Source organism: Neorhizobium petrolearium (assembly GCF_017873175.1).
Classification (GTDB): Bacteria; Pseudomonadota; Alphaproteobacteria; order Rhizobiales; family Rhizobiaceae; genus Neorhizobium; species Neorhizobium petrolearium.
The window spans coordinates 93,953-106,695 of record NZ_JAGGJW010000015.1 but is presented as its reverse complement, the minus strand read 5'-3'; the positions used below and the strand labels follow the sequence as shown (position 1 = coordinate 106,695).

Annotated in this window: 10 protein-coding genes; 5 read left to right on the top strand and 5 right to left on the bottom strand. The window is 63.2% G+C overall.

Annotated features, from left to right (window positions below; translation table 11 throughout):
• Nucleotides 1-18: 18 nt before the first annotated feature.
• Both glgA and J2046_RS25790 read left to right on the top strand, forming a co-directional pair.
• On the top strand, nucleotides 19-1,476 hold the full coding sequence (gene glgA, locus J2046_RS25795; RefSeq protein WP_210056713.1) for a glycogen synthase GlgA: 1,458 nt from the start codon (nucleotides 19-21) through the stop codon (nucleotides 1,474-1,476).
• A gap of 2 nt (nucleotides 1,477-1,478) precedes the next feature.
• A complete protein-coding gene (locus tag J2046_RS25790) occupies nucleotides 1,479-3,107 on the top strand; it encodes an alpha-D-glucose phosphate-specific phosphoglucomutase (protein ID WP_210056712.1) in 1,629 nt (542 codons plus the stop codon).
• A 260-nt stretch (nucleotides 3,108-3,367) separates the two neighbouring features.
• On the opposite strand, the gene J2046_RS25785 is transcribed toward J2046_RS25790, so the two are convergent.
• Complete coding sequence (locus J2046_RS25785) at nucleotides 3,368-3,805, bottom strand: FKBP-type peptidyl-prolyl cis-trans isomerase (RefSeq protein ID WP_210056711.1); 438 nt, start codon at nucleotides 3,803-3,805, stop codon at nucleotides 3,368-3,370.
• Nucleotides 3,806-4,101: 296 nt separating this feature from the next.
• Between J2046_RS25785 and glgX the strand changes: the two genes are divergently transcribed.
• The 3 genes from glgX (at nucleotide 4,102) to J2046_RS25770 (ending at nucleotide 7,727) form a co-directional block, all read left to right on the top strand.
• Nucleotides 4,102-6,048 carry a glycogen debranching protein GlgX gene (glgX, locus tag J2046_RS25780; RefSeq protein ID WP_210056710.1) on the top strand — a complete coding sequence of 649 codons (1,947 nt, stop codon included), beginning with the start codon at nucleotides 4,102-4,104 and terminating at the stop codon, nucleotides 6,046-6,048.
• 138 nt (nucleotides 6,049-6,186) lie between these two features.
• Nucleotides 6,187-6,672 carry a MaoC family dehydratase gene (locus tag J2046_RS25775; RefSeq protein WP_210056709.1) on the top strand — a complete coding sequence of 162 codons (486 nt, stop codon included), beginning with the start codon at nucleotides 6,187-6,189 and terminating at the stop codon, nucleotides 6,670-6,672.
• A gap of 2 nt (nucleotides 6,673-6,674) precedes the next feature.
• On the top strand, nucleotides 6,675-7,727 hold the full coding sequence (locus tag J2046_RS25770) for a DUF2332 domain-containing protein (protein ID WP_210056707.1): 1,053 nt from the start codon (nucleotides 6,675-6,677) through the stop codon (nucleotides 7,725-7,727).
• Nucleotides 7,728-7,763: 36 nt separating this feature from the next.
• Here J2046_RS25770 and J2046_RS25765 read toward each other — a convergent pair whose 3' ends face one another.
• The 4 genes from J2046_RS25765 to J2046_RS25750 form a co-directional block, all read right to left on the bottom strand.
• Nucleotides 7,764-8,543, bottom strand: a complete 780-nt coding sequence (locus tag J2046_RS25765; protein ID WP_210056705.1) for an alpha/beta fold hydrolase — start codon at nucleotides 8,541-8,543, stop codon at nucleotides 7,764-7,766.
• 341 nt (nucleotides 8,544-8,884) lie between these two features.
• Nucleotides 8,885-9,433 carry a sarcosine oxidase subunit gamma gene (locus J2046_RS25760; RefSeq protein ID WP_210056703.1) on the bottom strand — a complete coding sequence of 183 codons (549 nt, stop codon included), beginning with the start codon at nucleotides 9,431-9,433 and terminating at the stop codon, nucleotides 8,885-8,887.
• Entirely contained in the window at nucleotides 9,426-12,404 is a 2,979-nt protein-coding gene (locus tag J2046_RS25755) for a sarcosine oxidase subunit alpha (protein ID WP_210056702.1), read from the bottom strand. Before J2046_RS25755 ends, J2046_RS25760 begins: the two co-directional genes overlap by 8 nt.
• The gene (locus J2046_RS25750; RefSeq protein WP_210056700.1) at nucleotides 12,401-12,742 is read right to left on the bottom strand and encodes a sarcosine oxidase subunit delta; all 342 of its coding nucleotides are present in this window, start codon (nucleotides 12,740-12,742) and stop codon (nucleotides 12,401-12,403) included. The genes J2046_RS25755 and J2046_RS25750 overlap by 4 nt, the downstream gene beginning before the upstream one ends.
• Nucleotide 12,743 lies beyond the last annotated feature (1 nt).

The window sequence follows — 12,743 nt, the reverse complement described above, 5'->3', positions numbered from 1 at the left end:
ACGGAGTTCAGGGGTTTAATGCAGGTTCTTTCGGTAGCGTCGGAGGTCTATCCGCTCATCAAGACAGGAGGGCTCGCCGATGTCGCCGGCGCACTACCGCTTGCCCTGAAAGGCTACGGCGTATCGGTGAAGACGCTGATGCCGGGTTATCCGGCCGTGATGCGGATGGTGGAGAACGCAACGGTCCGGATGAGTTTCGAGAGCCTGCTGGGCGCCAAGGCCGACGTGCTCGAAGTCGAACATCAGGGGCTCGACCTGCTGATCCTCGATTCACCGACCTTTTTCGATCGCCCCGGCGGGCCTTATGCCGATGCCACCGGCAGGGACCATTTTGACAACTGGCGTCGTTTTGCGGCACTTTCCAAGGCTGGCGCCGTCATCGCCCAGGGCGGCATGGCCGATGGGGAGGCCGGCTGGCAGCCGGATATCGTGCACGTGCATGACTGGCAGGCGGCCATGGTGCCGGCCTACATGCGTTACGCCGCAGAACCCGAAATCCCGACGCTCGTCACCATCCACAACATCGCCTTCCAGGGCCAGTTCGGCGCCGACATCTTCCCCTATCTCGAACTGCCGCCGCATGCCTTCGGTATCGGCGGCGTCGAATATTTCGGCGGCGTCGGTTATCTGAAGGCCGGGCTGCAGACCGGCTGGGCGATCAGCACAGTCAGCCCGTCCTATGCCGAGGAAATCCTGACCCCCGAATTCGGCATGGGGCTCGAAGGCCTGCTCGCCTATCGCGCCGCCGATCTGCACGGCATCGTCAACGGCATCGACACCGGCATCTGGAACCCCGCCACGGACACCGCCGTCAAGGCGAACTACACCGCCGCATCACTCAAGACTCGCGCCGAGAACAAACGGGCCGTCGCCGAGCGTTTCGGCCTGATCGAAGACGATGGCCCGCTCTTTTGCGTCATCTCGCGGCTCACCTGGCAGAAGGGCATGGACCTTTTGGCGGAAGCGGTCGGCGATCTCGTCGAACTGGGCGCACGGCTTGCCGTGCTCGGCTCGGGCGACCGGGCGCTGGAAAATGCCTTCCATGCTGCCGCGGCTCATCATCCCGGCCGCATCGCCGTCCTCCCCACTTATGACGAGCCGCTATCGCATCTCATGCAGGCGGGTTCGGATGCCATCATCATCCCCTCGCGCTTCGAGCCTTGCGGGCTCACCCAACTCTATGGCCTTCGCTACGGCTGCATTCCCGTCGTTGCCCGAACGGGTGGCCTGAACGATACTGTCATCGACGCAAGCCATGCGGCACTCGCCGCCAAAACCGCGACCGGCATCTCATTCGGCCCCGTCACCGCCGGCAACCTGCGCCGGGCGCTCCGCCGCGCCGTCCGGCTCTACCGCGACCCGAAGGTCTGGACCGCCATGCAGAAGCAGGGCATGAAATCCGACGTCTCCTGGGAAAAGAGCGCCGGTCTTTATGCAGAGCTTTATAAAAATCTCCTTGCAAGAAAAGGATCATGATCATGATCAAGACCGTTCACACCGCCCCCTATCAGGATCAGAAACCGGGCACATCCGGCCTGCGCAAGAAGGTCCCGGTCTTCGCTCAGGAGAATTACGCGGAGAATTTCATCCAGTCGATCTTCGATTCGCTCGAAGGCTTTGAAGGCAAGACGCTGGTGATCGGCGGCGACGGCCGCTATTACAACCGCGAGGTCATCCAGAAGGCGATCAAGATGGCCGCGGCCGCAGGCTTCGGCAAGGTCATGGTCGGCCAGGGCGGCATTCTCTCCACGCCTGCTGCATCCAACATCATCCGCAAGTACCATGCCTTCGGCGGCATCATCCTCTCGGCCAGCCACAATCCCGGTGGCCCGACGGAGGATTTCGGCATCAAGTACAATATCGGCAATGGCGGCCCGGCGCCGGAGAAGATCACCGACGCCATCTTCACGCGCTCCAAGGTGATCGATACCTATAAGATCGCCGACGTGGCCGACGTGGACCTCGATGCGCTCGGCTCCTTCAAGGTCGCCGGCATGCAGGTGGAGGTGATCGACCCGGTCGCCGATTATGCCGACCTGATGGAGCAGCTCTTCGATTTCCCGGCGATCCGCGCATTGATCGCGAGCGGCGTCAATGTCGCCATGGATTCCATGGGCGCCGTCACCGGTCCCTATGCCAAGGAGATTTTCGAAGAACGTCTCGGCGCGCCGGAAGGCTCGGTGCGCAACTTCACGCCGCTGCCGGATTTCGGCGGCCATCATCCGGACCCGAACCTCGTCCATGCCAAGGACCTCTATGACGACGTGATGAGCAAGGACGGCCCGCATTTCGGCGCTGCTTCCGACGGCGACGGCGACCGCAACATGATCGTCGGCAAGGGCATGTTCGTGACCCCTTCCGACAGCCTCGCCATCATCGCCGCCAACGCCACGGTCGCGCCGGGTTATGCCAAAGGCATCGCCGGCATCGCCCGCTCCATGCCGACCAGCGCCGCCGCCGACCGGGTGGCGGAAAAGCTCGGTATCGGCATGTACGAGACTCCGACCGGCTGGAAGTTCTTCGGCAACCTCATGGATGCCGGCAAGGTGACGGTTTGCGGCGAGGAAAGCTTCGGCACCGGCTCCGACCACGTGCGCGAGAAGGACGGGCTCTGGGCAATTCTCTTCTGGCTGAACATCATGGCCGCGCGCAACGAAAGCGTCGCCGAAATCGTCAGGAAGCATTGGGTCGAATACGGCCGCAACTACTATTCCCGCCACGATTATGAGGAAGTGAATACCGAAGCCGCCAATAACCTGATGACCGCGCTGCGGGACAAGCTCGCAACGCTTCCCGGCAAGACCTTTAGTTCGCTCAAGGTCGCCGCCGCCGACGACTTTGCCTATCACGATCCGATCGACGGCTCGGTCTCGAAGAACCAGGGCATTCGCATTCTCTTCGAGGGCGGCTCCCGCATTGTCCTCCGCCTCTCCGGCACCGGCACGTCCGGCGCGACGATCCGCGTCTATGTGGAGCGCTACGAGCCTGATCCGGCAGAGCACGGCATTGACACGCAGGAAGCCTTGGCCAACCTCATCGCCATCGCAGACGAGATTTCGGAGCTGAAAAAACGCACCGGCCGCGACAAGCCGAGCGTGATTACCTGATCGCTTCGCGCAGGATCAGGGAAGCGGGGCATATACCCCCTCTGGCCTGCCGGCCATCTCCGCCACACGGGGGGGGATCGGATGGACGCACCGGCTTCCCCAAACAAACCGCCTAGCAACTCTGCAAAACGCCAATGTAGCGGGAAGACTAAGCCGCTTGTGATCTCCCCTCTTGTGGGGGTCTCGAAGAGTGGGTCGAGACGCGTGGCTCGACCCCGGCAGCCCGGCAGGGCAGAGGGGGGTGATCCGCTACAGGACCCTCAAGCCGCCCTGACGATTTCCACCAGTTCGACGTCGAAGACCAGGTCTTTGCCGGCGAAGGGATGGTTGGCGTCGACGGTCACGACCTGCTCGTCGATTTCGGTGACGACGAGCGGGATCGTGTTCCCGTCCGGCGTTCTGCTCTGCAGTTGCAGGCCCGGCTTCAGGTCGATATCCGACGGCACGGCCGAACGGGGAAGCGCGTGGACCTTTGCTGGATCATGCGCTCCGTAGGCCTCTTCAGCCGGCACGGTCACCGTCTGATGGCTACCGAGTTCCATGCCGTCGATCTCCTTGTCGAGCCCCGAAAGGATCTGACCGGCACCGACCACGAACTCCAGCGGAGGCTGGCCCGTCGACGAGTCGAACTCGGTGCCGTCGGTGAATTTTCCGATATAGTGAATCCGGACTGTGTCGCCGCTTTTGGCTTGCGTCATCTGTCTGGCCCTCCTTGCTTAAGGTTTGAAGGTGACCGCATACGGGTAACTGAATACGGCCGGCGAAACGGCCTTTTTTCCTTCGACCGGTCCCAAGACTAGGGAAATCGGCCGTCGAATGCAAATTAGGGCGCAGACGGCTTTTCGGTGATAGTCGGCGGCAGGTGCTTCTTCACGATGAATTCACCATCAGAAGGGATGCTGGTCAGACGTGATCCGGCGGCTTTCGCTGGATGATCCTCCGGCCGGCCTCGCATGGCTCAACAGGACGGGCGCAACTGGGACTGGACGACCGTATGGCTCTTTCACCGCTCGGAGCAACGCTGACCGCGAACGGTTGTGATTTCGCGATCCGGTCGCATCACGCGTCGCGGATCGAACTCTGTCTCTTCGATGCAGAGGGGAGACGGGAAACCTCCCGCCACCGGCTCGTACGCGGCCGCGATGATATCCATCAGATCTCGGTGCGCGGAGTGATGGGCGGACAGCGCTACGGCTATCGCGCCTGGGGCGCCTATGATCCAGACAAAGGCTTCTGGTTCGATCCATCCAAGCTTCTTGTTGATCCCTATGCCCGCGAAATCGACCGGCTGTTCCGGCACGATGCAAAACTCTCCCTGTTCGGCGTCGACACCGCTGACCTCGTCCCGAAAGCGATCGTCACCCGCGATCCGCTAGCCAAGATCGGCACGCCGCTCCTGCCGCCGGGCGGTTTCATCTACGAGGTCGCGGTCAAGTCCTTCACCATCCTGCATCCGACGGTTCCGGAGAAACAGCGCGGTACGGTCGCCGCACTCGCCCACCCTTCGATCATCTCCCATTTGAAGAAGCTTGGCGTCGATGCGGTCGAGCTGATGCCGATCACCGCCTGGATCGACGAACGCCATTTGCCCCGCTTCGGTCTCTCCAACGCCTGGGGCTACAACCCGATCGCCTTCATGGCGCTCGACCCGCGGCTCTGCCCCGGCGGGATGAGGGAACTGCGCGAGACGGTCACCGCGCTTCATCAGGCGGGCATCGGTGTCATCCTCGATCTCGTCTTCAACCATACCGGTGAGAGCGATCGCCATGGCGCGACGCTCTCCATGCGCGGCCTCGACAACCTGTCCTATTATCGCCATGTGCCCGGCGAGCCGGGGCACCTCGTCAACGACACCGGCACCGGCAACACGGTCGCCTGCGACCATCCCCATGTCCGCCGGCTCATCATCGACACACTCCGGCATTTCGTCCTGCATGCCGGCGTCGATGGCTTCCGGTTCGACCTCGCGCCCGTAATCGGCCGCACGGCCAGCGGCTTTGATGCGGAGGGCGCGACGCTCAAGGCGATGATCTCCGATGAGGCGCTGAAGGATCGCGTGCTGATCGCCGAGCCCTGGGATATCGGCCCTGGCGGCTACCAGCTCGGCAATTTCCCCGAACCCTTCCTCGAATGGAATGACCGCGCCCGCGACGACATCCGCCGCTTTTGGCGTGGCGACCGCTGGACGACCGGCGCACTCGCGACAAGGCTCGCCGGCTCCTCCGACATTTTCGCCCGCCACGGCCGCCATTCCACCCGCACGGTCAATTTCCTCGCCGCCCATGATGGCTTCACCCTGATGGATCTCGTCTCGCACGAGAACAAGCACAACGAGGCGAACGGCGAGGAAAACCGGGACGGCCACAACGACAATTTCTCCTGGAACAACGGCGTCGAAGGCGAAACGGACGATCCCGCCGTGCTCGAAAAACGCCGCCGCGATGTGTCCGCCCTGCTTTCGACCCTCTTCGCAAGCCGCGGCTTCGTCATGCTCACCATGGGCGACGAGGCCGGCCGCAGCCAGCGCGGCAACAACAACGCTTACTGCCAGGACAACGCGATCACCTGGTTCGACTGGTCGAGGATAGACGACGGGCTCGTGGAGCATACCGCCGCGCTCGCTGCGCTCCGCAAACGCTTTGCGACCTTTTCCGAAACCGGCTTCCTGAACGGCAACGGCGATGTCCAATGGCTCTCAGCGGAAGGCAGGCCTATGGAAGTCGGCGATTGGGAGGACCCAGGCAATTCCCTGCTCGGCATGGTGCTGACGACGCTCGATCACGAGACCCGGAGGCAGACCCGGCTTGCCGTCCTCTTCAACCGCGGACCGGAGCCGGCGACCTTTGCTCTGCCCGGCTGGAACTGGCGGCATTTCCCCTCCCGCGAGCTCTGGAACCAGATGCTTCCCGCCCGCTCCGTCCGCTTCTGCATCGAGGAATGATGCGGTGCAGAAATAATTCGCCAATCGCTCCAAACTCTGTAAAGTCCGCCCGCCGTCAGCGCAGTCCCCGGAGATGAAGTGAAGCGGTTTTTCGCCCGGAATTGCGTCAAGCTTTCTGGAAGCAATCAGTGAGGTCGCATGCGTGAAATTTCGCTCGTGGAAGTGCCGGGGCTTGTCGGCCAGGAACTCGGCATATCCGACTGGATTCTGGTCGATCAGACGATGATCAACCTGTTTGCCGATGCGACGCACGACCATCAGTTCATCCATGTCGATCCAGAGCGCGCCGCTGCCGAAAGTCCGTTCGGCGGAACGATCGCCCACGGTTTCCTCACGCTCTCGCTTCTGTCGGCAATGAACTTCGGCGGTGTACCGAAGATTCGCGAACAGACCATGGGCCTCAACTATGGTTTCGATCGCATCCGCTTCATGTCGCCGGTAAAGACCGGTAGCCGCGTCCGTGGCCGTTTCGTGCTCTCCGACTGCCGTTTTCGTGGCGCCGGCATGCTGATGACCACCTACGAGGTGACGGTCGAAATCGAGAACGAAAAGAAGCCGGCGCTGACGGCCAACTGGATCACCATCGTCCAGTTCGACCCCAAGGACCGGCCGGAGGGCGTGTGAGCATGGCGTCCGAAGCTGAGATCAGGCAGGCCTTCCGCGAACAGATCATAGCCGGTCAGACGCTGGATTCCCCTTTTACCGCTCGCCTAGGCGCGCTGATGGTGGAACGCCTCGACGGCTCCACAGCGGTCGGCAGGAGGGTGCTGGCCTGGGAAGGCGACCCCGGCACCCGTGGCGACCTGCTGCCCACCCGGCTTGCCGGCGCGCTGCATGCGCTCGTCATCGACGGCAGGGACGAGGCGCTGAAGGCCGTCTATCCGCCCAATGAGGTCGGCGACGACGCGCTCTGGAGCGGCATCATCCACGCCTTTCGCGAACACGAGAACTTCATCCTCGAACGCCTGCGTTTCGCGCCGCAAACGAACGAGGTGCGCCGGTCGAGCGCACTGCTCGCCGGCTTCCTCACCATCGCCGACCTTTTCGGGAAGCCCCTGGTTCTTTCGGAATTCGGCGCCAGCATGGGCCTCAACCTCAACTGGGATCGCTATCATCACGATCTCGGCGGCTTCCTGTGGGGCGATCCGTCTTCGCCCGTCAAGCTCAAGCCCGATTGGCTGGGCGGCCCACCGCCGCGAGCGGAGATCGTCGTGCAGGACCGCGCCGGCTGCGACCTGAACCCGCTCGACCCGAACGCGCCGGAAGACAGTCTGCGGCTCCTCTCCTATCTCTGGGCCGACCAGCCCGACCGGGTGGAGCGTACCCGTGCAGCGATCGAAGTCGCCCGTATCAACCATGTCCTGGTCGAAAAGGGCGACGCGCTCGCCTGGCTGAAGGAAAAACGGCTCGCGAACCTTGTGCCCGGCGCCGTACATGTCGTCTACCATTCGATCGCCTGGCAATACCTGCCGCCGGATGCCCGCGCGCGAGGCGAGGCGATCATCGCGGAAGCCGGCAGCCGCGCCACCGAAGGCGCTCCCCTCGCCCGCCTTCAGATCGAGGCGGACGACAATCCGGACGGTGTGACGCTCAGCCTGCAGATCTGGCCGACCGGCGAACGCCGCGAACTCGGCCGCACCGATCCCCATGGCCGCTGGGTGAAGTGGCGGGGGTGGTGAACCGTCGGAACGCCCGGGTCAGGACCCGGATGCGCCCTATGCCTGATGCCCTGCCGCTTCCAGGACGAGCCGGGTGATCTCCTGCGGGTGGGAGATCAGTGACAGATGACTGGCCTTCAACTCGATAGTCCTGGCGCCCATGCGCTTGGCCATGAACCGTTCGAGGTCCGGATTGATCGTCCGGTCTTCCGTCGAAACGGCATAGAAGCTCGGTTTCGAACGCCAGGCTGCCTGCATGGTCTTGCCCGTGAGCAAGGCCTTGTGGAACGGCTGCTGAACCGCATAGAGCACCTTCGCCTTCGCTTCCGGCAGGTCGCCCGCGAAATCGCGCAGGAACGCGGCTTCGCTCAGACGTCCCTCATCGCCGTCGAAGACGATGCCGGCCGTGGCGGGCGGTGTTGGAAATGTCTTGGCCAGTGCCGTATAGTCCTCGCCCGCATCTGGCGCGCGCGCGGCCACGTACACGAGCGACGAAACGTTGGGGTGCATGCCGGCTTCGGTAACGATCATCCCGGAAAAGGAATGTCCGACCAGGACCGTGGGACCGTCCTGTCGCGCCAGTACGCGTTCGGCGGAAGCGACCGCTTCGGGCAATGTCGTCAGAGGATTCTGCACGCTCGTCGCATTGAGGCCGGCTGCCTGCAATCGGCCGATCACCTCGGACCAACATGATCCGTCGGCAAACAGCCCGTGCACAAGCACGACATTGCGCGCCTTCACCGGCGCGGAAGGAGCGGCCATGCCGCGGCTGGCGATGAGCGAAGCGGCTGCGCCTGCCACCAGGGCGGACGAAAAGGTACGTCTGTTCATCAGCATTTGCGTTTCTCCAATGATACTCGGCGGGAATGCCCGACCAGGGGTGCGGATAGGGCATGCGTACTGAAGCTCAAAACTTCTGCGGTTCCGGAGACAAAATTGCAGTCACAGGCAACAAGCCTCTCTTTGCCTTAAGCAAATTCTTCAGAGACTTCTGAGGCCGATTTCAGCCCTACGCACTTCGAACTTCACGGATGAAATATGCAGGCCGGAAGCTCGTCATTCTACATTCCTGGAGTATCAATCGGATTATATGAGCGGATGACAGCCGGCATACCTAAGTATAGTTGCGGAGGCGCGCAGCCAACGAATCCTGCCTCACCGGCAAGGATCCGTCCAGCCTAAAACGCTGCGTCCCGCGCGCCTTCAGACAGCAGTCCGAAGGCATAGTCCGAGAAGGACCGCCAGATTTCGACGCGGAAGGCATCCACGGCAGTCCTCAAAAGCACGATCTCGACCTTGCCGAAGACAGTGCGCGAGCAGGCGCCGACCGGAAAGACGGCAAGCGAAAGATCCTGCGGGCAGCCGGTATTGATCGCCGCAGCAGCGCCGGGACCGGAAACCAGGATCGCCGTGTTGCGGTGGGAAATATCCACCGCCGAATGCGTCACGCCGGAATTCGTCGCCTCCTGCATGAGCCCGGCGCCTTCTTCGCCGATCACCAGCCACTCGTCCGGCCCGAGCCATAGCGCCATGCGGCCGTTGGCGGAAGCGGATGTCTTCGGCTTTACCGGCAGGTCGAGGCCAAGGGCTCCCGACAGCGCCGCCACGTCCTCGGGTCTCGCGCGCAGCGAGAGGCGTTCTGCCGGGGGCGCGGCCTCCAGCCGGACGGCGGAGGAGCCTCCGTAACTGCCGGAAAGGGGCAGACTACGAATTACTGGATCAACCATGGATGCGGCCTCCTTGCTTGTCGAAGAACACCATGTCGGTCACTTCCACTTCGATCGTCCTGTCCTTCATCGGCACGTAGAGCGTTTCGCCCATGCGAGCTCTTCCGCCGGCAACCAGCGCCAGCGCGATCGAACGGCCGCAGTTTTCCGACCAGTAGGATGAGGTGACATGCCCCAGCATGGTCATCGGCTTCGGCTGGTTCGGATCGGCGACGATCTGGCCGCCTTCTTCCAGTACCTCCGCTGGGTCCTTCGTCAGGAGCCCGACAAGCTGCTTGCGACCCTCGCGGACGAGGTCGGGACGCTTCAGGCCACGGATGCCGACGAAATCCGTCTTCTTCTTCGAAACCGCCCAGTCGAGGCCCGCATCATCCGGCGTCACCGTGCCGTCGGTATCCTGGCCGACGATGATATAGCCCTTCTCGGCGCGCAGCACGTGCATGGTCTCAGTGCCGTAGAGGCAGGCACCCATGCCTTCCGCCTGTTCCCATATCGCCTTCCAGACGGCCGGGCCGTAATCGGCCGGCACGTTGATTTCGTAACCGAGTTCACCGGTAAACGAGACGCGGAAGAGCCTTGCCGACACGCCCATGACCGAGCATTCCGCCACACTCATATGCGGGAAGGCCTCGTTGGAGAGGTCGAGGCCCTCGACAAAGGGCTGGATGATCTCGCGCGCCTTCGGCCCCTGCACGGCGATCACCGCCCATTGCTCGGTGGTCGAGGTCAGCCAGACTTTCAGATGCGGGAATTCGGTCTGGAGATAATCCTCCAAGTGGTGAAGCACGCGCGGCGCCCCGCCGGTCGTGGTCGTCACGTGGAAACGGTCTTCCGCGAGCCTTCCCACGACGCCGTCGTCATAGATGAAGCCGTCCTCGCGGGTCATGATGCCGTAGCGGCATTTGCCGGGTTTCAGCGTATCCCACGCATTCGTATAGAGGAGGTTGAGGAATTGAGCCGCGTCCGGCCCGACCACCTCGATCTTGCCGAGCGTCGAGGCGTCGAACACGCCCGCTACTGCGCGCACCGTCCGGCATTCGCGGTTGACGGCTGCCGCCATGTCCTCGCCGCGCTTCGGGAAATACCAGGCGCGCTTCCAGTTGCCGACATCCTCGAATTCCGCGCCTTCTGCCGCCTCGAGATCATGCATCGGCGTCCTGCGGGCCGGATCGAAGAGTAACCCGCGCGAATGGGCGACCAGCGTACCGTAGGTGACCGGAGTATAGGGCGCGCGGAAGGTGGTGAGCCCTACCTTCGGGATCGGCCGTCCGAGCATTTCCGCGGCGATCGCCAGCCCGTGCATGTTGGAAAGCTTGCCCTGGTCGGACGCCATGCCGTTGGTCGTGAAACGCTTGATATGCTCGATCGAATGCATGCCCTCGCGCACCGCAAGGCGGATGTCCTTGGCGGTCACATCGTGCTGGAAATCGATGAAGGCCTTCACAACCGTCTCCGGCCCCGCACCTTCCGCCGCGCCGATCATGCCGCCGGTCCATTCGAACCGGTTCTCGCCGGAAAGCGCAAGCGAACCGCCGCCGGCGGCGATCGCCTCGTCGATCAGGTCGGAAAGGTCGTCCGTGCCGTTGCAGGCGCCGATCGAAACGCAATCCTGCGCGTAGATATCCGGCAGGAAGCGTTGGTTCTGCTCATCGAAACGCAGCTTGCCGCGCGACTGCGAAAAGAGATGCACCGATGGTGTCCAGCCCGCCGAGACGATCAGCGCATCGACCGGGATCTTGCGGGCATTCGACCCACCATTGCGGGCAACCGTCATCGAGGAAATGCGTAAGCGTCCCGACGTATTGATGACTGAATGACCGGTGAGGACGTCGATGCCGAGCGAGCGCGCTTCCGCCAGAACCGCATCGCCCAGATGGCTGCGGCTGTCGATGATCGCAGCGATCGCCACACCGGCCCGTTTCAGGTCGAAGGCCGCCTCGTAAGCCGAGTCATGCGCGGTGTAGACGCCGACATTCTTCCCGACCGCGACGCCGTGATGGTTGAGGAAGGTCCGCGCCGCAGAGGCCAGCATGATGCCCGGCCGGTCGTTGTTGGCGAAAACCATGTGCCGCTCGATCGAACCGGTCGCCAGGATGACGCGCTTTGCCCTGACCTGCCACAACCGCTCGCGCGGCAGGTCTCTGCCGGGCCTTGCCAGATGATCGCTCACCCGCTCCACCAGCCCCAGGAAGCCATGGTTGTAATACCCGAAAACGGTCGTGCGGGTCAGCACCGTGACGTTCGGCATGGCCTTGAGCTTCGCGGCGAGGCCTTGCGCCCAGTCATAGCCGTTCTTCCCGTCGATCGTCGCCGCCGCATCGAAATGCAGCGCGCCGCCGACTTCCGGCTGTTCGTCCACGAGGATGACGGAAGCGCCGGTCGAGGCGGCCGAAAGCGCCGCCGTCAGGCCGGCAACGCCTGCGCCGGCAACCAGCACGTCGCAATGGGCATAGCGGCTGGCGTAGTGATCGGGATCCTCTTCCGTCGGCGCGACACCGAGGCCGGCGGCGCGGCGGATGAAGGGTTCGTAGAGCTTCGCCCAGGCCTCTTTCGGCCACATGAAAGTCTTGTAATAGAACCCCGCCGCGAAGAAAGGCGACAGCAGATCGTTGAAGGCGCTGACATCGAACTTAAGCGTCGGCCAGCGGTTCTGCGAAGCAATCTTCGCACCGTCGAACACTTCCTGCACGGTGGCGCGCACGTTCGGCTGGCGGCGGGCAGCGTCGCGCGCAACGTCGATGAGCGCGTTCGGCTCTTCCGCCCCGGCGGAAAGGATGCCGCGCGGCCGGTGATACTTGAATGAACGGCCGACGAGATGCACGCCATGCGCCAGGAGCGCCGAGGCGACCGTGTCACCTTCCATCGCCGTGTAGCTCCTGCCGTCGAAGGTGAAGCGCGCCGTGCGCGCCGGCGTCAGGCGGCCGGCACCCTTGATGCGGAAGGCACCGAGATTATCCGGAGAACCGCTCATCTAGCGTCTCCTTCCGTCGCTTCATAGGTTTCGACGGTCTTCTCGCTGGCGCCGGTTTCCGGCAGAGCCTGCTTCGGCAGGCCCGCCTTGTAGGTCATCAGGAACCTGTCGCTCACCGTGTCGCGGGCCGCGTTGAAGAAACGGCCGCAGCCATGGATATGCCGCCAGCGCTCGTAGGTGAGGCCCTTTTCATTGTTGCGCAGGAAGAAATACTCCGCGAATTCCTCGTCGGAGATCGCCGCGATATTTTCCGGACGGGCGATATGCGCCTCCCCGGCCCAGCGGAATTCGAGCTCTGAGCGATCTTCCTCGCAATAGGGGCAATGGATCAAAAGCATC

Coding starts and splice junctions, on each gene's coding strand:
- glgA (WP_210056713.1), top strand. CDS start 19: ATGCAGGTTCTTTCGGTAGCGTCGGAGGTCTATCCGCTCATCAAGACA.
- J2046_RS25790 (WP_210056712.1), top strand. CDS start 1,479: ATGATCAAGACCGTTCACACCGCCCCCTATCAGGATCAGAAACCGGGC.
- J2046_RS25785 (WP_210056711.1), bottom strand. CDS start 3,805: ATGACGCAAGCCAAAAGCGGCGACACAGTCCGGATTCACTATATCGGA.
- glgX (WP_210056710.1), top strand. CDS start 4,102: ATGGCTCTTTCACCGCTCGGAGCAACGCTGACCGCGAACGGTTGTGAT.
- J2046_RS25775 (WP_210056709.1), top strand. CDS start 6,187: ATGCGTGAAATTTCGCTCGTGGAAGTGCCGGGGCTTGTCGGCCAGGAA.
- J2046_RS25770 (WP_210056707.1), top strand. CDS start 6,675: ATGGCGTCCGAAGCTGAGATCAGGCAGGCCTTCCGCGAACAGATCATA.
- J2046_RS25765 (WP_210056705.1), bottom strand. CDS start 8,543: ATGCTGATGAACAGACGTACCTTTTCGTCCGCCCTGGTGGCAGGCGCA.
- J2046_RS25760 (WP_210056703.1), bottom strand. CDS start 9,433: ATGGTTGATCCAGTAATTCGTAGTCTGCCCCTTTCCGGCAGTTACGGA.
- J2046_RS25755 (WP_210056702.1), bottom strand. CDS start 12,404: ATGAGCGGTTCTCCGGATAATCTCGGTGCCTTCCGCATCAAGGGTGCC.
- J2046_RS25750 (WP_210056700.1), bottom strand. CDS start 12,742: ATGCTTTTGATCCATTGCCCCTATTGCGAGGAAGATCGCTCAGAGCTC.